This is a genomic window from Streptomyces albipurpureus (genome assembly GCF_023701525.1).
GTDB lineage: Bacteria > Actinomycetota > Actinomycetes > Streptomycetales > Streptomycetaceae > Streptomyces > Streptomyces albipurpureus.
This window is the reverse complement of sequence record NZ_JAMQAW010000034.1, coordinates 31,800-51,672: the sequence shown is the minus strand read 5'-3', so window position 1 is coordinate 51,672 and position 19,873 is coordinate 31,800. Positions and strand designations below refer to the sequence as shown.

The following is a 19,873-nucleotide window of genomic DNA, read 5'->3' as shown; positions in this document are numbered from 1 at the left end:
ACGCGGAAGACTCCGGGCGACTATCGGAGGTGCTGATGGAAGTAAGTGGACGGGGCGCACGAGAGGTGCGGATTCCTCCGGAGCTGATGGGCGGCTTCTGTGTGTTCGAAGGCACGGGAGCCCTGGTCAACCCGCACTTCTGGCTTGCCGCGGAGATCGCGTCGGATCAAGGGGTCCGAGAGGAGAAGCTCGTCATACTCGGCGGCTGGCCCTGGCAGCAGGGCCGGCCGCAGGCTCTGATCGATCTGTCGGCGATCAGGAAGATCCGTACGGTGGCCGTCCAGGGCAGTTGGGTCGGCCGTTGGAAACTGACGCTCCGTCAACCTGAGGAGGCCGAGTTGCTGACGGCCCAGAGCAGCGGCTCGGGAAGTCGAATTCTGCGGACCCCGGACCGGCCAGGCTCGGTCAGCGTCGAATTCAGCAAGGCCGGAGGCGAGTTGCATCGGGTCACGGGCCCATGGAAGCGTACCGAGCGACTGGCCGGGCACCATGGCCCGTTGACGCATACGGTCGCGGTGGCCGCCGACAGTTTCCTCATGGTGCGGGACTCGCGCGGCGGCTGGGGCCCGATGACGCCCTGGACGCTCCGCTGGACCGCGTCGGGCTGACGCCGACGCCACACCGCAAGCAAGGCAGCCCTGCCGAACCAGGGGGCGGCACAACTGCGGTCAGGGCTTGAAGGCTCCATCCGCTCCTACGGCATCCCCCTGTCCCCGGTTCCTGAGGCGGATCACCCCGCGGGAGGTTGGCCGGGCAGCTAGCTCGGCCAAGCTGGGGCCAGGGTCTTGACCTCTTCAGTCGGTCGTGCCGGTGCTCCTGATGAACGGTGGGTCCAGGCGATGGACCGGACGCGGGCTGAACGGGTCAAGGCCGGTGCCGGTCGGTGCACTTCTCGTACCGTGGCCCATCACCCTGCTGCACGCAGGCCTGCTGGCTCTGGCCGGCCGCGAACGTCAGGAGAGCAGAACGCACGGTGCCCGCTCCCGGATGGACCGGGAGCGGGCACCGTAGGGCTGATGATCAGGCGGGGGTGATGTTCTCCGCCTGGGGGCCCTTCTGACCCTGGGTGACGTCGAAGCTCACCTTCTGGCCCTCGTTCAGCTCACGGTAGCCCTGGCTGGCGATGTTCGAGTAGTGGGCGAAGACATCAGGGCCTCCACCGTCCTGCTCGATGAAGCCAAAACCCTTTTCCGAGTTGAACCACTTGACGGTTCCCGTAGCCATGTTGTCCTCCAAGGGGACTCGTAGTCGGCGCCCGCACGGTGCGGGAACCGGAGGTGATCGCCCTGGCCCTCAGAGACTCTGAACATCACAATGCCCGCAAGCTCACGCTCACGGGCGACCGGTACTGCGGAACCATGACAGCTATCGCAGACGCTACATTGCGCAGCGTCTGCGCACCAGGACCCTTTGCGACACCACCGGAACTCTTCAGCCGGTCCGCTGCTCAGCAACAGTGTTGGCGCGGACACCGTTGGGCCACGGTCATGACGTCACACTGCGCGCGAGCGACCAAACGGGGTAACCAAGCCGGCCCGGGTAGCGCTACTCAGGGCTCAACCACACACACAACGCCGTCCTATGGGTTCAGCCCGCACAGTGGCGCAGATGGTGGCTCGCATGCCCACAGGCCCCGCCCCTGGTGGGGCGGAGCTCCATGGCTGCGGACTACTTGCCTTCGGCCCAGGCGTACTTCCCCCGCCCCTGCCTGCTGGCCAGGCCCGCCTCCGCAAGGCTGTTGAGGACGCCTCGTACGCCGTCGACCTGACCGCGGGTGGGCTCCAGCACGCCGAGTGCCTCAGCGACCTGCGCAGCGCTCATGGGCTCACCGGACTCCTGGAGAACAGAAGTGATCTGTTCCCTCCGCTGGCCGGTGCGCTGTGCCGGGACGGCCTTCTTCGCAGGCGACTTCTTCTGTGGCTTCTTCTTCGCGGCCCGCTTCCTCACCGGCTTCTGAGCCTCGTGCGATGCATCGGTCGCCGAGTCCGCGATCGCGGCTGTGTCCGCATCGCCCTGGAGCTCGGTGGGGTCCGTCGCCGCCGCTGGCTCGGCGCTCACCGCGATGGTGTCCGCAACGGGGGCGGAGGCATCGTCGGCCGACTCGCTCTCGGACACCTCCACGGCAGCGGCAGCGGCGGGCACGGGATCAGCTGCCTGGGGGGCGAAGATGCTCGCCAGGGCCCGGCGAGCGCCATCGATATCGCGCAGCTTGGCGTTGTGGGCGGCGATCTCGCCCTGTAGTGCTTCAATCGCTGATTTGTGCTTGGCCTCTTCGGCATCGAGGCGGGCGTACAACTGATCATTGCTCATTCGTGTTGCTCCAAGTGATCGGCGCGACGGGCACAACGCATCAGGCTATACGGCCGATCACCAGCTAAGGGAGGGATGTCAGCCCTTGGTGGATCTCGCCCCATGATGGATTGGGCTCGCGTGGCCGAGTCGGGAGGTCGGTACTCCCGTTCGAGACTGGGTCGCTCGGGTCGAGGCGTTGGCCGATCGGAGTCAACTGCGTACCCCGGACTGCATGCCCTGAAAGCTCCTATCCGTGGGCGCCGACCGTGAACTCAGCACCACCCAATGGGCCTTGTCCGAACAGGTCCCCGCGTCTCACCACACCGGCCTCGGGGTGGGAGTGGCCCCGACGCCGGTCCCCCGTTCGGAGCAACCGCAGGGTTCAGTGCGGTGCCGACAGTTCCCGCTTGAGGATCTTCCCGGTCGCGGTCATCGGGAGGGTTTCCCGGAACTCGATGATCCGGGGGTACTTGTACGCGGCCATGTTCTCCTTGCACCACCGGATGAGTTCCTCCTCGGTGACGGTGGCTCCCGGCGCGCGGATGACATACGCCTTCACCTCTTCGCCATGGCTTGGGTGCGGCACTCCGGCCACGGCCACCAGGCTCACCTGTGGGTGGGTGAGCAGCATCTCCTCTAGTTCGCGGGGGTACACATTGAAGCCGCCCCGGATGATGAGGTCGGTGGTGCGGTCCATGATGAAGAGAAAGCCGTCACCGTCGCGTCGGCCGATGTCGCCGGTGCGGAACCAACCGTGCCGGTCGATTGCCTCCGCGGTCGCCTCCGGCCGGTTGAGGTAGCCCTTCATCACATTGTGGCCGCGGATACGGATCTCGCCCGGCTGACCCGGTTCTGCATCCGATCCGTCGTCCCGCACGATCCGCACCTCAACGCCCCAGACCGGACGGCCGATGGAACCGGGTTTGCGCGGCTGGTCCCGGCGGTTGAAAGTGGCGACCGGACTGGTCTCGGAGAGTCCATAGCCTTCGAGGATCGGCACCCCGAGGCGTTCTTCGAACGACTTCAACACCTCGACCGGTAGGGCAGAGCCACCGGAGACACTGATCCGCAGATTCCGGGCGATGCCGGTTGGATCGAACGATTTGGCCGTCTGATGGGTCAGTAGCGCCCAATACATCGTGGGGACCCCGGCGAAGAAGGTGACCTTCTCGCGTTCCATCGCGGACAGTGCCGCTCCGGGCTCGAAGCGGGGCAGCAGTACGACCGTTGCGCCGCTCGCGAAGCCCGCGTTGAGCTGCACGGTCTGGCCGAAGGAGTGGAAGAGTGGAAGCGCGACCAGGTGCACGTCGTCGGGGGAGGTACCGAACAGCCGATTGGACAGCAGCGCGTTCTGCACCATGTTGCTGTGGGTCAGCTCGGCACCCTTGGGGCTGCCGGTCGTACCGCTGGTGTAGAGCACGACCGCCGTGTCCGTCTCCTGGGTGGGTACGGTGTCGAACCCGGCGGGCGCCCCCGCCGTGAACTCCGCCAGTGTGAGCGCCGCTTCGCGGGCGGAACCCTCGTGTGGGCCGGCTTCGATCACCACGAAGTGCGCACAGCCGGGGGCCGCGTCGAAGGCGGCCCTGCCTGCCTTTCCCATCGGGAGTTGGTCGGTGCCTTCGAAGCAGAAGTACGCCTTCGCTCCCGAGTCCTGGAGGTGGTAGGTGATCTCGCGATCGGTGAGCAGGACGTTCAGGGGCACCACCGTCGCCCCGGCCTTGAGGATGCCGAAGTAGACGATGGGAAAGGACGGCAGATTGGGGCAGCTCAGGGCGACCCGGTCGCCGCGGCCGATCCCGCGGGCCGCGAGCCCCGCCGCGACCCGGGCGGCGGCCTCGTCGACCTGCGCGTACGTCAACCGGGTGCCGTCGAGGACGAGGGCGTCGCGGTCCGGGTGCTCCCGGGCGGTGTCCTCCAGTAGTACGGCCAAGTTGAGCAAGGTGTTCCTCCGGGGTCTGCGCGGTAGGGACGGGGGATCAGCCGCGCAATGCGGAGGCGAAGATCGCAGGGAGGGCCGACCAGCGGGGCGCGGCCGCGAAGTCGGCGAGCAGCCGTCCGGTCGTCGCGGCGGTCCGGTTGGTCACGAACCACGGCGGCTTCGGGGACAGCGACGGCTCACCGGCCAGGAGCGATCGGGGCGCGGGGCGGAACGGGCCGCGCACCACCGTGCGTTCCGGGCCGGCCAGGAGAAGGGCGTTGTGGACCACGCCGATGCCGCTCTGTACATCGTCGATCGTGTGCCCGGGGAAGGCGCCCCAACTGGCGGTGGCGGTCAGATAGCCGACACCGGTCCAGGCGTTGACGGCGACCGTTCCGTAGCGCAGCCGGGTGATCGCCTCATCCAGTGCGGGGCCGAGGGTCGCGAGGGTACGGGGGTGGGCGATGAGGTTGACGCCGAGGGTTCCGGCGAACTTCTCGTTCGCGGTGTCGACCGCCTCGTCCAGGAATGCCCCCGGGGCGCCGGGCAGTTCGAGGACGCCCAGCACTGGAGCGAAGTACTCGGTGGTCAGCGCCGAACCGGGTGCCCCGGCGTCGAGCCCTTCGATGAGGACGCGGTCGCCGATCCTGCGTGCGCCGCTGTACTCGGAGAGCGCCGACGCCACCCGGTCGTCGCTGCCCGGGTAGTAGGCCGGCCGCTCCGGGGCCTTGGCCAGTGCTGCGCGCAGATGCACCAGGAAGCGGTCCTTCTGGGCCCATTGGGAGCTGATGATCACGACTTGACTCGCGACGCAGTTGTAGCCGCCGTTGTGGAGCCGTTGGGTGGCGACGTGTTCGGCCTGGAAGCGGAGATCGGCGTCGGACCAGGTCCCCGGGAGCACGATGGTGGGTGAGACGCCGCCCAGCTCGCTGGTGACCGGCTTGTCGAGCAGCGGGGTGCCGGCGCGCTTGCGGTTCGCGCCTTCGGTGCCCGTGCCGAAGACGATCGCATCGTGGGTCGCCGCGCTGCCGGTCATATGGACATGGTTCACGCTCGGGTGGTGGACGAGATGGGTGCCGATGTCGGCCCCACCGGTCAGGACCCGGACCGCTCCGATGTCGATCAGCGGGGCGAGCACCGCCCGGAACACCGTGAGCAGTCCGTCGGTGACCGGATTGAGCTTCAGGACGACGAGCCGGTTGTGGGCGTAGAGCTCATAGAGCACGTCCAGGACCGGGATGGAGGTGATGTTCCCGGCGCCGAGGACCACGGTGACACCGGCGGTCTCCTCCGGGCGGCGCAGAGCAAGGCCCGCCCTGCTCCGGATCTCCTCGGTGGTGACGCCCGGGGGCATCCACACATCGGCACTGAACCCGCTCAGCAGCAGCCGGTCGTAAGTGCTGTGCGGGAGGACCCGTACGGCGACCCGTCCGCCGGGTGCCGGGCGGGTGGTGAAGGCGTCGACGGGGCTGCCGCCTGCCTCCAGCGCCCGGATGCTCGCGGCCAGCGCCCCGGTTCCGGTCAGCACGGGGTACGGGCCGGTGATCCATTCCTCGCCGATCAGCTGGCTGCCTTCGGGGAGCCGTTTGTACGCGGCAGCCGCGCTCACCCATGCCGCCGCCTGCTCACCGACCGCGGTGTGCACGCGTTCCAGCAGTTCCCGGCGCCGGGCGAGCCCGCAGGCGGCCCACACCGACTCGCCCCTTACCAGGTCGGCGACGGCACGGTCGGCCGCTGCTCGCTGATCGGTTGCGGGTGAGGATGTCGTCATCACACGGCTCCCTTGATGAGGTCGGCGGCCTTCTCGGCAGCCATGACGGTGGGCGCGTTGGTGTTGGCCCTCGGCACGGACGGGAACACGGACGCGTCGACGACCCGCAGCCCCTGCACGCCGTACACCCGCAACTCCGGGTCGACGACGGAACCGATGGCGCAGGTCGACGTCGGGTGGTAGAGGGTCATCCCCGAGCGCTGCGCCCAAGCGAGCAGGTCGGCGTCGGAATCGGAGTCCGGGACGTCGTAGGGGCCGGTGATGACCTTGGCGGCCGGAGCCTGCGCCGCGATGTCCAAGGCGATACGGATGCCGGCGATGATGGCGGCGCGGTCCTCGGCGGTGGTCAGGTAGTTGTGGGTGATCCGGGGTGCGGCGTCCGGGCGGGCGGCGCGCAGGGTCACCCGCCCGCGGCTGGTGGGCGCGAGGACGCAGGGCCCGAAGGCGAAGCCGTGCTCGGTGATGGGACCCAGCCCTTCCTGGTGGAAGAGCACGGGGGCCATGTGGAACTGCACGTCGGGAGCGGCCAGGCCGTCCCGGCTGTGGAAGAAGCCGCCCGCCTCGCCGATGTTCGATGTCAGCGGGCCGCGCCCTTGGCTCTGGAGGAGCTCGGCGTTGGCCTCACTCGCCGCCGTCATCAGGGACTCCGTGTCGGTGCGGAAGTTCAGCAGTGTCATGTAGTGGTCCTGGAGTCCCTCCCCCACCGGCAGGTCGGCCCGTACCCGGATGCCGAAGGCGGCGAGGGTGTCGGCAGGTCCGACGCCGGAGAGCATCAGCAGCTTCGGGGACTCGTACGCACCGGCGGAGAGGATCACCTCGCGCGCCGCTGTGATCACCTCGGTGCCGCTGTTCCGGGTCACCTCCACGCCGGTGGCCCGGCCATTCTCGATCACCACGCGGTCGGCACGGGCTCCGGACAGGACCGTGAGGTTGGGACGCTGCATGGCCGGGTGGAGGAAGGCGACGGAGGTGCTGCACCGCATTCCGTCGCGCTGGGTGAGCTGGTACGGGCCGACGCCGAGCTGGCTCTCGCCGTTGAAGTCATCGTTGCGGCGGTGCCCGGCGCTGATGGCGGCCTCCACGAAAGCGCTGGCCAGGGGGTGGTTCGACCTGCTGTCGGAGACGGTCAGCGGGCCGCCCGTGCCATGGAAGGCGTCCGCACCGCGGAGATTGTCCTCGGAGCGTCGGAAGTAGGGCAGAACGTCGCTGTAGGACCAGCCGTCCGCGCCGTTTGCCGCCCAGCCGTCGTAGTCGGCCCGGTTGCCCCTGATGTAGATCATCGCGTTGATCGAGCTGCATCCGCCGAACACCTTGCCGCGCGGCAGATAGGCGCGACGGCCTCCGATACCGGGTTCGGGCTCGGAGTCGAGGTCCCAGTCGAGGTCGCTCTTGAACAGCTGGCTGAAGGCGGCGGGCACATGGATCTCCTGGGCCGTGTCGGGTCCGCCGGCCTCGATCAGCGCCACCCGTGTCCCGGGGTCCTCGGACAGCCGGGCGGCGAGGACGCAGCCCGCGGAGCCTGCCCCGACGACGACGTAGTCGTAGGTGTTCATCCGATCTCCTTTGACCAGCTCTGATCCGGCCCCTGATCCCGCTACAACTGTGCGAACGCAACATCTGCGGATCATGGGGAACGTCGTTGACCGGTATGTTTGCCGCGTTATGGGCGCACCGCCATAGGCGGTGGGCGGGAAAAATGGGCTGCTCATTGTGCCTGTGCACAATCGGCGAGGGTTTACGCTCTTCCCATGACGACAGCGCTGGGTGCCGACGAGCACATCGCGGAGCTGGTCGGCAGGCTGCTCGCCTCGGTGGACCCCCTCACCGACGAGCTCACCGCCGAGATCCTCAGCGGTGAGCACCAGTACGTCGAGAGCACCCTGCTCAGCCATGATCAGTTGCGTAGCGCCGTGCACGACAATCTGCGGACGCTACTCACCGCGCTCCAGGGGCGTCCAACGCCGCTGGACGCGCCTCGCGCGGCCGGTCGGCTGAAGGCGGAGAAGGGCATCCCGCTCGCCGCTCTGCTGCATGCCTTCCGGCTGGCTGGGCGCTTCATCTGGGACCGGCTGCTCGCGATGGCCATGGCGGAGGGCAGCGCCACCAAGCTGCTCCACATGGCGTCCGGTATCTGGGTGGTGATCGACGAGTGTTCGGGCGCCGCCGCCGAGGCGTACCGGACCACCGTGGAGGAGCAGTCACGCCGGGACGCGGCCGCCCGGAGCGTCCTGCTCACCACCCTCCTCGACGGCAGCGCCGGGAACGGCGCCGGAGCGTGGGAGACCGTGCGGGTGCTGGGTCTGGACCGGCAGGGTCCCTTCCTGGTGGTGTGCGCCGAGATCAACGACGGCACCGAGCCCCTTCCGGCCGTGGACACCCGGCTGCGGACCGCGGGGATCGGCTCGGAGTGGATCCAGCAGATCGGCTCCCGGGTCGGGCTGCTCGCCCTGCCGAACGAGCACGCGGCGACCACGGCAGGCGAGCAGCTCGCCCGGTCGGCCATGTCCCGTGTCGGTGTCAGTCGCCCCTTCGCCTCTCCGGCGCAGGCGCCCAGCGCCTGGCGGGAGGCCCAGATGGCGGCCCAGTGCCTGCCGCCCGGCACCAACGGCACCCATGTCTACGGCAGTTCGCCGATCGCGTTGCTGGCAGCGGCCTCACCTGACATCGCCGCGGAGGTGACGCGTACGGTGTTCGGACGGTTGCGCGGCCTTCCCGACGCTGAGCAGACACTGCTACTGGACACCCTGGAGACCTGGTTCACCGCCGGCGGTTCGACCACGCGGGCCGCCGAGCGGCTGAACTGTCACCGCAACACCGTGCTGTACCGACTGAACCAGATCGCCGCCCTGACCGGTCGCCGGACCACGGACGCGGACTCCTGTGCCGAGTTGTACATTGCGCTGCGGGCGGTACGGCTGGCGGGTGGTACGGGTTCCAGGGCGTAGGACAAGCCCTTGCGGGGCTCGTTGGCCGGGTCGCGGATGTGGTCGCTGGCTCCCCGCTCGCCAGTGCCGGGACCGGGTCGCGGGCCTTGACATCGGGCAACGGCGGGCCCGCTGGTCAGGGTTCGGGCGCGTAGGTGTGGTGGAGGTAGGCCAGTACCGCGCTGACACGGCGGTGGAGATTGGTCTCCTCGCTCAGACCCAGCTTGGTGAAGACGGCGTTGACGTGCTTCTCCACGGTCGAGTCGGCCAGGTGGAGCGCCCCGGCGATGGCACGGTTCGTCTTGCCTTCCGCCATGTGCCGCAGGACCTCGCTCTCGCGCTGGGTCAGGGCCGCCAGCGGGGCATCGGCCGCGCGCGAGTGGGTGCGCAACAGCACCTCGACGATCCGGGGGTCGATGACCGACCGTCCGGCGACGACCTCGCGCACGGCGCGCAGCAGCTGGTCCAGCTCGCCCACCCGCTCCTTGAGCAGATAGGCCAGTCCGTCCGTGCCGTGCTGGAACAGGTCGAACACATAGCTCTCGTTGGCGTGCTGCGACAGGATGACCACTCCGGTTCCCGGGTGGGATGTGCGGATGGCGTGCGCGGCCGCGATCCCCTCCGTGCGGTGGCCGGGTGGCATGCGGATGTCGGTGATCACTCCGTCCGGCCGCAGCCGGTCCACGGCGGCCAGTAGTTCGTCCGCGGTACCCACGGCGGCCACCACCTCCACGAGGCGGCACTCCTCCAGTAGCTGGCGCAGGCCCTCGCGGAGCAGGTAGTAGTCCTCGGCGATGACCACGCGCAGGCGCTCCTCAGCCATTGATGCGCTCCTTCACTGTCTGGGGGGTCTCCCGCGGTAGCGCCGTGAGCCGGGCGTTGATGACGGTGCCCCGGCCCGGTGCGCTGTGGATGTCGAAGCGGCCTCCGACCGCCTCGACGCGGTCGCGCATGGCGGCCAGTCCCGAGCCGCTGCGGGGCACGGCCGCCCTTCCATGGCCGTCGTCGCTGACCTCGATGACGAGGTGGTCGCGTTCCAGTGCGAGCCTGAGCACCACCGTGCGGGCGCCCGCGTGTTTGAGCACGTTCGTGAGGGCTTCGGAAACGAGGTAGAAGGCCGACTCCTCGGTCTCGGTGGTGAAACGGGTGCCTTCGAGGCCCGGCTGGACCTGGAGGGACACCGGTAACGGCAGCCTGCGGGCGCAGGAGGTCACGGCGGCGACCAGCCCCTGGTCGCTCAGGACGGGCGGGTGGATGCCCTGTGCCAGGTCGCGGAGTTCCTCGACGGCGCGGTAGAGGTCGTCCTGGACCTCGGCGAGGGCCGCGTCGACGTCTCCACCGTGCTGCAGCCTCACGCGGGCCAGCCGCGCCTTGACGAGGAGGGTGACCAGTTGCTGCTGGAGCCCGTCGTGCAGACGGCGTGCGATACGGCGGCGCTCCGTGTCCTGCGCCTGCACGATCCGGGCCCGGGAGGCGTCGAGTTCGACCGCCTGCTGCTGCACCTCCCCCACCCGCAGGGTGAGTTCGGCATTGAGATGGACGTTGTGGACGGCGAGGACGGCCTGCTGGGCGAGCGAGCGCAGTACGTGGTAGTCCTCGTCGGTCATGCGGCCGCCGTCCTTGAGGCCGAACTCGATGACTCCGAGGACCTCTTCGCCGTAGCGCAGCGGGTGGGAGCCGGCCTTGCCTCCCTGTCGCGCGCCGGCCCGGCCGTACACCGCGTCGGACACACCGGGAGCCCGCAGCCGCACCTCGACCCACCCGAGCCCCAGGCCGCTCCGCAGCTCACTCGCCAACTGGGGGGCCAGGCGCGCCAGGTCGTGGGCGTTTCCCAGGGTGGTGCCGAACTGGGTCAGCAGCTCGAAGCCCGACGGCCGCCGGCCGAAGACCCAGCGTCGGGCCAGCCTGTTGAGCCGGGTGCGCAGGGGTTGGAACAGCGCCGTGGACAGGACGGCGACGAGCAGGGCGAACCCGATGGGGAAGTACTGGACCGCGGTGAGGCCGAGGGTGATCGCCATGCCCAGGTACCAGAGGCTGATGATGAGCCAGAGGATGCCGTAGACGACGGAGCGGCGGACCGGGATGTCCACGCCCAGGATGCGGTATCGGAAGGCCGCGTACACCACCACGAGCGAGGTGAGTATGTACGGGAGCGCGCCCAGCACCGTACCGATGAAGTAGAGGTAGCCCTCGTCCCCCTGCCATGCGCGGAACAGCCGGGAAGAGGCCCTGGCGAGCAGGACCAGGGCTCCGGCACAGACCACCGTCAGCAGCTTGCCGCTGCTCGCCTCGGCCCGCTCCGGGGGGACCCCGGTGGCCCGGCGGCTCAGGAGGCAGCGGATCACCAACAGCACGGCGCCGCAGCCCGGAAGCCATGCCTCCGGGTAGTAGAAGACCACGAGATGGGTCGTACGCGGGGCGACGCCCAGCGCGGGCAGCACCACCGGCAGGGCCAACAGGGCCCATAGGAGGCGCAGCACCACGCGTTCGTAGGAGAAGCGGTACGTCCCGTCGGGGAGCAGTGCCAGCAGCCGCACCATCAGAACGCTCGCCACCAGGGCGGTGATCTGGGTCAGTTGGGTGACGGCCAGCAGCGGGCGGACCTGGTCCGCCTCCATGAGCAGCCACCGGTTCGTGTACTGCACCGTGATGTTGAGTGACAGCCAGGCCCCGACGAGCAGCAGTCGGCGCGCTACCGGACTCGACGGAGCGTGCCGGACGGCGAACAGCCCCGCCAGGTAGCAGGGCAGGACCGAGCCGAGTATCCACGGCAAGGTGTACCGGTTCTGCAGGACGAAGGTGCCGACGAACGCCGCGTACGCCAGACAGCTCCCTCCCACCACCGCGACGGTTCGTATCAGCAGCCCTTTTAAGATCACCTCCCCAGTATCCGGAGCCGCCTTTCCGGGCGACAGACCGCCTTTCCAGGCCACCAAACACGTGTCCAGGCGACAGACCGCCTTTCCAGGCCACCAAACACGTGTCCAGGCGGCAGACCGCCCATCGCGATGGCGGAGAACCTCCATGTCGAACTGGTGGCCTGCACGCTGCAGCCGACCCCACCGCCCGTCGCATGCTTGGCGTGCCGCCAGAAGCAGGGCCGCAGCGGTGAAGGAGCCGCGGCCCGTCCGTAACGGGAAGGAGGGCGGTTCCATGAGTACGGCTGATACGGCCAAGGCGCCTGACGTGATCGTCTGGGACATCACCTACGCCTGTCCGCTGCGCTGCTCCCACTGCTACTCGGAATCCGGGCGGCGGCCATCCCGTCAGTTGGCGCCCGCCGAGATGGTGCGGGTGGTCGAATCCATCATCACGCTCAAGCCCCGGGTGGTCGCCCTGTCGGGCGGTGAACCGCTGCTGGTTCGCGGTGTCCTCACGGTCGCGGAGCAATTGGTACAGGCCGGTATCCGGCTCGGCGTCAACACCAGTGGCTGGACCCTCACCCGGCCCATGGCCGAGCGCCTGGCGGACCTGTTCCGCGAGGTGCTGGTCAGCCTGGACGGGGCGACCGCCGAGGTGCACGACCGGATACGGGGCCGGGTCGGCTCCCACGAGCGTGCGCTCAGGACCCTCGCGCTCCTCGACTCCGTGGCCCGCGAACGGCGGCAGGCCGGTCAGCCTCCGCTCCGCTTCGGCATCGACGCGGTGGTCGTGAACAGCAACAGGGGACAGCTCGAACGGTTCTGCACCGACATCGCGCCCCGGTTCCCCCATCTGTCGGCCCTCTCGTTCAACGCGGCCGTTCCCGCCGGGCTCGCCAACCGCCCCGACTTCGCCCGCACGGAACTGCTCACATGGGACCGACTGGCGGAGTTGGCCCACCCCGCCCTCCTCGCCCGGCTGCGCGCGCTGGCGCCCTCCACCGTCGAGGTGTTCACCGCGGACAATCTGAACCTCGGCATGTTCCCCGACCGGCTCGCCACCGGCGGTGACCAGCAGATCATGCACATCGAGCCGGACGGAGAGGTCCGGGCGATGCCGCTGTACGAGGGGACCGTGGGCAACCTCCTGCACGAGCCGGCGGACCTGTTGTGGGACCGGGCCCGCGCCCGCTGGCGCGACCCGTTCGTGGTGGAGGCCCTGTCCGCGGTGCGCACCATGGCGGACTGGGTGGAGGCCACCCGCCGCCTGGACCTCCGGTTCGCGTCGGACGAGGTCCGGCTCCTCATCGATCGGCGCGCCCGGGAAGCGCACACCGCCGCCGGAGCCGAGACTCAGGCGCCGTCGTGTTGAGCCTCACCGGATACGAACGGTTCGCCCTCGCCGACGCCGATGTCTACGAAGCACCACAACGAATCGCCGACACCAGCGCGCGGCTCCCGGCAGCCGACCGCCCTCCGCCCCCCGGCTGGGACCGCGATGAGACGGGCTGGTGGGTGACGTGGCGGCCCGGGTCCCAGGCGGCACCGGACACCCCCGGCTGGCGGATCGTGGTGTCCGGTATCCCGACCGGCGCGGCACGCGCCGTGGAGATCGTCGCGGGGCACTGTGTCGACCGCCGCTACCCCTTCGCCTTCCCCCGCAGCGCGACAGCCGTACGGATGCTGAACGCGGACCACGGCAGCGGTACCGATCGCGCCGAGGCCGGCACGGTGGCGGTCATCGCCCCACCCGATGAGGCGGCCCTGGCCGATTCCCTGCGCGAACTGGCCGTCCTGCTGGACGCGTTACCGGGCCCGCGGATCCTCAGCGGCCTGCCATACGGCCACGGCCCGCTCCACATCCGCCACGGCGCCCTCGTCACCGACCCGCGCACACCTCTCCGGCCCTCCTTCACCCTGCCCGACGGTGTCACCCCGCCGGTCCGCGTCCACGCCCCACCGGTGTCCACCGCCCCCGACGGATTCCCCTACGCCGTCGAGGCAGCGCTTCGGCTCACCCCCGGAGGGGGCGTCTACCGGGCCGTCCACCAACCCGACGGCACCCCCGTGGTACTGCGCGAGGCCCGCCCGTACGCCGGCATCGACCGGCACGGCCAGGACGCCGTCACCCGGCTGCGCCACCGGACCGACGCGCTGGCCCGGTTGGCGGGACTGGACTGCGTACCGCAGATCGTGGACACCGGCAGCTACGGCGGGCACGTCTTCCTGGCGACCCGCCACCTCACCGGCGCCCCGCTGCTCCATGCGGCGACCAGCGCCTGCCCGCTCACCTCCGAGACACGGGCACGAGAGGAAGCCCCCGGATACGCGGACTGGGCGGTGGACATCCTCGATCGTGTGGCGGCGGCACTGGACGCCGTCCTGGCTCGGGGTCTGCTCCCCCCGGTACTGCATCCGCGGCACATCCTGCTGCGCCCCGACGGCGGGATCGCGCTGACCGGCCCCTTCTTCACCGAGCGGGAGTCCGTGCGCTGGATGATGGCCGGGCACCGGAGCGAGGCCGGCCACGCTGAGCGGGCCTTTCGGGGCCCCGCACCGGATGTGTGCCCGGATGCGGAGGCGGAGCAGTTCACCGTGCCGGCGCATCTGCGGGGCGCGCACGCCGCCCGGTATCTGCTGGCGGCCCTGCGGCTCTGGCTGTTCCTGCCGGTGCCCCACCATCGATGTCCCGGCCGGTTGCGTACCCTGGCCGACGCGGTGCAACGGCACTACCCGCTGCCTCAGCCGCCCGACTACGAGCCGCTCCTCCCACCGGCCGTCGGACCACCGGCCCGCGAGCCCGCACGGGACCCTGCCGCCGAACTCTTCGCGGGTGATCCGCCCGACTGGCCCGCCCTGCGCGACGCGCTGGTGCACGGAATCCACACCACCGCCACCCCCGACCGACCCGACCGGCTCTTTCCCTCCACTCCCACCGGCCCGGACGACATCGGCGGACCTTCCTTCGGCCATGGAGCCGCTGGAGTGCTCTACGCGCTGCACCGCTCGGGCGCCCGGATCCCGCGGGAGTACACCGACTGGCTGACCGAGGCCGCGGAGCGCTCCGCGCCCTCCCAGGCCGGCTTCTACGACGGAGTCCACGGGATCGCCTACACGCTTGACCTCATCGGGCGCCGCGACGCCGCCCTGGAACTGCTCGACCGGTGCCACTGGGCCACGGACCGCGCCCTGGGCCCGGACCTGGAGCGGGGAGAGGCCGGCATCGCCTTGACCCTGCTGCACTTCGCGCGGGCCACCGGGGAGCAGACCCTGCTGGACGAGGCGCTGGAACGAGCCCGTCGACTCGTCGCCCTGATCGATCGGGGGCCACTTCCCACCCTGCCCGGCCATCACCCACCGCACGGACTCCTGCACGGCCCGGCCGGCATCGCCCTCCTTCTGCTGCGTCTGTACGAACACCTGGGCGACACCGGACTGCTGACGGCCGCTCGCCGGGCGCTCGACCTCGATCTCGCCCGCTGCCGGACCCTGGCCGACCATACGGTGATGCTGGACGACGGCGCGCGCGGCCTGCCCTACCTCCAGGGCGGGAGCGCCGGTGCGGGACTGGTCCTGCACCAGTTGCTGAGGCACCGGCCCGACCCCCGGGCAGCCGCCCTCCTCGACGGCATCCGACGCACCTGCGCCCCCGTCCACGTCCACAACTCCGGGCTGCTGCGCGGCAGAGCGGGAGTCATCGCCACCCTGGCCGCCCTCGGCGAACCACCCGTCGCGCCCGATGCCCCGGACTGCCCCGAGCGCCGCCACGAGGTCCGCCGCAGCTGCGACGCGGTGGCCCGGCCCCTCCTGAACCGTCAGATCCGTCGGCTCGGATGGCATGCCCGGCTCCACCAGGGAGCCCTGGTGTTCCCCGGGTACCGCCTGCTGCGGCTCTCCGCGGACCTGGCGACCGGATCGGCTGGCGTCCTGCTCGCCCTCAACTCCGCTCTCGCGAAAGGCGACCGGACCTGCGAGGTCCTGCCCTTCCTCGGGACGCGGCCCCGCCCCTACGAGACCGAGAAGGAGGTGTGAGACATGTCGGAGATCCTCGAACTGCAGGAGATGGAAGAGGAAACCCCCTCCCTGTGGCCCTGCAACAACAGCTACACCAGCACGACCGGTCTTGAGTAGTAGCCGGTCCACCCGTGCCACCGGCCGGCGGCCATCGTGCCGCCGGCCGGTGGGACACCTTCCCGGGAGTCCGGGAGCGTCGACGAAGGGGAAGGACCTCATCGCATGCTGGCCCAGGGAGACCTCGCGGCGGACCCGTACCACGTCGACACCCTCGACCGGGTCCGCGATCACGACACCCGATGGGCACACTCGGACCGCCCCGCACCCCCGGGCTGGCGTCGCGGGGAGAGCGGCGGTTGGGTCCATCTGCGGCCCGGGTCCGTAACGCTGCCCCCGCAGGGCTGGAAGATCCATGTCTCCGCGACCGCCGATGCGGCGCCCACGGCCCTGGAACGGGTGTGGGACCACTGCGTCGCCCACAATCTGACCTTCAAGTTCCTGCGCAGCAGGACCATGGTCGAACTCGCCAACAGCAAACAGGCCGCCCGCTCGGCGAGTGGCAAGGTCGTGACCATCTACCCCGCGGACACCCAGGAACTCGAACAGACCCTCAAGGAACTGGATCCGCTGCTGGCGGGAATCCGCGGACCGTACGTACTCAGCGACCTCCGCTGGGAGCGGGGGCCGCTGTACCTGCGCTACGGCGGGTTCAGCACCCGCTACTGCTTCACATCCGACGGCGGCTACACGCCCGCCATCGGTACCCCGGAGGGGGAACTCGTTCCCGACGTACGCGGCACCTCCTTCAAGGTGCCGTCCTGGGTCGAGGTCCCCGCCTTTGTCGCCGCCGCCGTGCGGCGGGCGGACGCACAGCCACGGGGCGCCTTCCCGTACCGGGTGGAGAAGGCCCTGCACTTCTCCAACAGCGGTGGGGTCTACCGGGCGGTGGAGAAGTCCACCGGGCGCACGGTCCTGCTTCGGGAGGCTCGCCCCTACGCCGGCGTGGACTCCCTCGGGCGCGACGCCGTGGAACGCCTGACGGGGGAAGAGGCAGTACTGGAACGGCTCGCCGGGCTGGACTGCGTTCCCCGCGTCCACGGGAGGATCGAGCACTGGGAGCACCACTTCCTCGTCGAGGAGTTCGTGGAGGGCGAACAGCTCCATGAGGCGATCGGTCGCAGACACCCCCTCTTCCGGCCCACCCCGCCCGGACCCGGCGCGTTGGCCGACTACACCGCATGGGCGCTCGGCGTCGCCGACCGGATCGAGGCGGCGATCGGCGCCCTGCACGCCCTGGGCGTGGTCTACGGCGACCTGCAACCCGGGAACGTCATCGTCCGGCCCGACGGTGGAATCTGCCTCGTCGACTTCGAGACGGCGTTCGACCACACGCCGGAATCCGGAACCGACGGCGGGCGGGTTCCGGTCGCGCCCGGACTGAGCACCGCGGGCTTCACCGCCCCATGGGCCCGCTCCGGCACCGCGATCGACCTCTACGCGCTGTCCTGTCTGCGGCTCGCCCTGTTCTGCCCGCTCACCCCGCTGATGCGGTTCGACAGCGCCAAGGCCAACTCGCTCACGGCATGGGCGAGCAGCGGGTTCCCCGTGCCGGCGGGGTTCATCACCCGGCTCCGTACCGAACTGGCCGCCCCTTCATCCACATCCGCTCCGACCTCGCACCCCGGAGGCGACGGCGACAGCAAAGACAGCATCGAAGCCGACGGCGGGGTGCTGGCCGTGGCGGGCCTGCGCGACGCGATCCTGGCGAGTGCCACGCCGGAGCGGCCCGACCGTCTCTTCCCGGGGGACATCCGTCAGTTCGACCAGCAGGCGTGCACGCTGTCCCACGGCGCCGCCGGAGTGCTCCACGCCCTGCACGTGAGCGCCGACGACACCGACCCCGTTCCGGCCGAGCACATCGACTGGCTCCTGAGTGCCACCGAGCGGGCCCGCTGGATCCGCCCCGGCCTCTACGACGGCTTGGGGGGCATCGCCTACGTCCTCGCCGAACTCGGCCGCCCGGAAGCCGCCCGTGAAGCACTCGACCGCATGTCACGGATCGACACCGCCCGCTGTGGAGCGGGGCTGGGCAGCGGCCTCGCGGGCATCGGTCTGACCTGGCTGCACTTCGGACACCCGGAGGAGGCCGCCAGGGTCGCAGCACCCCTGGAGCGCGCCCTGGCCGATGGCGCAGGACCGGCCGTCAACGGAACCGGGCTCCTGGAAGGCTGGTCCGGAGCGGCGCTGTTCCTCATCGAGCTGTACGCGCGGACCGGGGAGGAGCGGTACGCGAAGGCGGCCGAACAGGCGCTGGCACGGGACCTGGCGCACTGCGGGGTCCCGCCCGGACCCGATGGCCCCGTCCCCACCGACCCGGCGGGCCCCAAGACGTCTCCCGTCGTCCAGGTCCGCAAGGGGCAGCGGTGGCTGTCCGCACTCGACGGCGGCAGCGCCGGAATCGGCATCGCCCTCCACGCCTATGTGCGCCACCGCGAGGACGCTCACTTCGCCGGGCTGCTCGACCGCGTCCGAGCCGGGCTGAACGCCGAGTTGATGCTCGCACCCGGGCTGATGAACGGTCATGCCGGACTGCTGTACGCCCTGGCCTGCCTCGACGGCTCCGAAACCGCCCGCCAGACCCAACTACGAGCCCTGCGCCTGCACGCCATCCGGCTGCGCGATCGGACCGGCTTCGCCCTCGACGGAATGCTCAGACTCTCCACCGACCTGGCCACCGGCACCGCGGGAGTCCTCGTGGCCGTCCACGCGGCGACCAGGGGCCGGCCGCAGGACGCACTGCCGCTGATCAGTTGGCCACCGGCCGATGAGCGGCGGTGAGCCTGCGGAACGGCACCCGCCGGGACACCGACAGCCTGCTGCGCAATCGGGACTTCCAACTCCTCGGCGCGAGCCAGGGACTGTCACTGCTGGGCTCCGGTGCCTCGGCCCTCGCACTGCCCCTGCTGGTCCTGCGGACCACCGGATCGCCCGTCGCGGTGGGCCTGGTGGAGGCGGCGTGGACGGCCTCCCTCGCAGTAGCCTGCCTGCCCGCGGGGTCCGTCGTCGACCGCTTCGACCGGCGGACAGTGCTCCTGTTCTGCGAGACGGGACGCGCGGTGGGGGGCGCGCTGCTCGCCGCCCTGGTCCAGTTCGGCTCGGCGTCCCTACCTGCCCTGCTCGCCATCGGAGCGCTGCTCGGGCTACTCACCGCGCCCTTCAACGCCGCGGGACTCGCGTCGACCCAGCAGATCGTGCCCGAGGCCAAACTGGCCACGGCGATGGCCGTGAACCGTGTGCGCGGACAGGCGGCCCTCCTGCTGGGCCCCGTCATCGGGGGCGCGCTCTACACGGTCTCGCCCGGCCTGCCGTTCTGGTTCGACGCCACCACGTTCGCCGTATCGGCCCTGAGCCTGCTGTTCCTGCGCACCGAACTGACGGTACTCAGGCCAGACGACGGGGATGAGGGTCTACTCCGGTCGCTGACGGCAGGACTGCGGCTCCTGTGGCAGGACGCGGCCCTGCGCCGGATGACCCTGGTCGCCTCCGGCCAGAACTTCGTCCTCGACGGTGTCTATCTGGCGGTGATCGTCCTGCTCGCCGGGGCGGGCGGATCGGGCACCTCAGTGGGGCTGATCACCGGTGTTTCGGCCGCGGGCGGCATCGTCGGGGCGCTCATCGCCCCCTGGCTTCAGCGGAACGTCCCCTTCGGCCGGGTCCTGCTCGGGACAGGGGTTGTGTGTGTCGCCCTCGTGGCTGCCATGGCCATGACCGGCTCCGGTCCGGTACTCGGGGCACTGCTGGCCGGATGTGCCTGCGCCACCGCCGCGTCCAGCACGGTGATGACGGTCGCCAGAACCGTCCGCACCCCACCTCACCTCCAGGGCCGGATGCACAGTGCGATCGGTCTGCTCCTGATGGCCACGCCTCCGCTGGGCTCGGCGCTGACGGGAGTCCTGCTGGAGGCCCTTCCCGGCCCGGCGGTCCTCCTCCTACTCGCCGCTGTCATGGCCCTGCTGCTGCCGGCTACCCGCGTACCCCACGACACCGTGGTGGCGACGGGTGTCCGAGGGCGGACGGACTGACCCCGCCCAGG

13 protein-coding genes are annotated in these 19,873 nt (G+C 70.4%); 6 read left to right on the top strand and 7 right to left on the bottom strand.

Going from position 1 to position 19,873, the window contains the following annotated elements:
* Positions 1-35: 35 nt before the first annotated feature.
* Positions 36-608 carry a hypothetical protein gene (locus NBG84_RS27055; protein WP_250922234.1) on the top strand — a complete coding sequence of 191 codons (573 nt, stop codon included), beginning with the start codon at positions 36-38 and terminating at the stop codon, positions 606-608.
* Positions 609-1,020: 412 nt separating this feature from the next.
* Here the strand turns inward: NBG84_RS27055 and NBG84_RS27050 are convergent, their stop codons facing one another.
* The 5 genes from NBG84_RS27050 to NBG84_RS27030 form a co-directional block, all read right to left on the bottom strand.
* Positions 1,021-1,224 carry a cold-shock protein gene (locus NBG84_RS27050; RefSeq protein WP_250922233.1) on the bottom strand — a complete coding sequence of 68 codons (204 nt, stop codon included), beginning with the start codon at positions 1,222-1,224 and terminating at the stop codon, positions 1,021-1,023.
* 444 nt (positions 1,225-1,668) lie between these two features.
* Positions 1,669-2,310 (bottom strand): hypothetical protein, encoded by a 642-nt coding sequence (locus tag NBG84_RS27045; protein ID WP_250922232.1) that lies wholly within the window; start codon positions 2,308-2,310, stop codon positions 1,669-1,671.
* A 364-nt stretch (positions 2,311-2,674) separates the two neighbouring features.
* Positions 2,675-4,222, bottom strand: coding sequence for a long-chain-fatty-acid--CoA ligase (locus tag NBG84_RS27040; RefSeq protein ID WP_308312116.1), 1,548 nt, complete (start codon positions 4,220-4,222; stop codon positions 2,675-2,677).
* A gap of 46 nt (positions 4,223-4,268) precedes the next feature.
* Entirely contained in the window at positions 4,269-5,981 is a 1,713-nt protein-coding gene (locus NBG84_RS27035; protein WP_250922230.1) for an aldehyde dehydrogenase family protein, read from the bottom strand.
* Positions 5,981-7,534 (bottom strand): GMC family oxidoreductase, encoded by a 1,554-nt coding sequence (locus NBG84_RS27030; protein ID WP_250922229.1) that lies wholly within the window; start codon positions 7,532-7,534, stop codon positions 5,981-5,983. Before NBG84_RS27030 ends, NBG84_RS27035 begins: the two co-directional genes overlap by 1 nt.
* Positions 7,535-7,729: 195 nt before the next feature.
* On the opposite strand from NBG84_RS27030, the gene NBG84_RS27025 reads away from it, so the two are divergent.
* Entirely contained in the window at positions 7,730-8,926 is a 1,197-nt protein-coding gene (locus NBG84_RS27025; RefSeq protein WP_250922228.1) for a PucR family transcriptional regulator, read from the top strand.
* A 115-nt stretch (positions 8,927-9,041) separates the two neighbouring features.
* Here NBG84_RS27025 and NBG84_RS27020 read toward each other — a convergent pair whose 3' ends face one another.
* Positions 9,042-9,728, bottom strand: a complete 687-nt coding sequence (locus NBG84_RS27020; RefSeq protein ID WP_250922227.1) for a response regulator — start codon at positions 9,726-9,728, stop codon at positions 9,042-9,044.
* The gene (locus NBG84_RS41205; protein WP_250922226.1) at positions 9,721-11,784 is read right to left on the bottom strand and encodes a sensor histidine kinase; all 2,064 of its coding nucleotides are present in this window, start codon (positions 11,782-11,784) and stop codon (positions 9,721-9,723) included. The genes NBG84_RS27020 and NBG84_RS41205 overlap by 8 nt, the downstream gene beginning before the upstream one ends.
* Before the next feature lie 274 nt (positions 11,785-12,058).
* Between NBG84_RS41205 and NBG84_RS27010 the strand changes: the two genes are divergently transcribed.
* The 4 genes from NBG84_RS27010 to NBG84_RS26995 all read left to right on the top strand — a co-directional run bounded on the left by NBG84_RS27010 (position 12,059) and on the right by NBG84_RS26995 (position 19,862).
* On the top strand, positions 12,059-13,138 hold the full coding sequence (locus NBG84_RS27010) for a radical SAM protein (protein ID WP_250922225.1): 1,080 nt from the start codon (positions 12,059-12,061) through the stop codon (positions 13,136-13,138).
* A complete protein-coding gene (locus tag NBG84_RS27005) occupies positions 13,132-15,798 on the top strand; it encodes a lanthionine synthetase C family protein (RefSeq protein WP_250922224.1) in 2,667 nt (888 codons plus the stop codon). The genes NBG84_RS27010 and NBG84_RS27005 overlap by 7 nt, the downstream gene beginning before the upstream one ends.
* Positions 15,799-16,002: 204 nt before the next feature.
* Positions 16,003-18,618 (top strand): class III lanthionine synthetase LanKC, encoded by a 2,616-nt coding sequence (gene lanKC, locus NBG84_RS27000; RefSeq protein ID WP_250922223.1) that lies wholly within the window; start codon positions 16,003-16,005, stop codon positions 18,616-18,618.
* Positions 18,615-19,862: an MFS transporter gene (locus NBG84_RS26995; RefSeq protein ID WP_250922222.1), complete on the top strand. Its 1,248-nt coding sequence runs from the start codon at positions 18,615-18,617 to the stop codon at positions 19,860-19,862. The genes lanKC and NBG84_RS26995 overlap by 4 nt, the downstream gene beginning before the upstream one ends.
* Positions 19,863-19,873 lie beyond the last annotated feature (11 nt).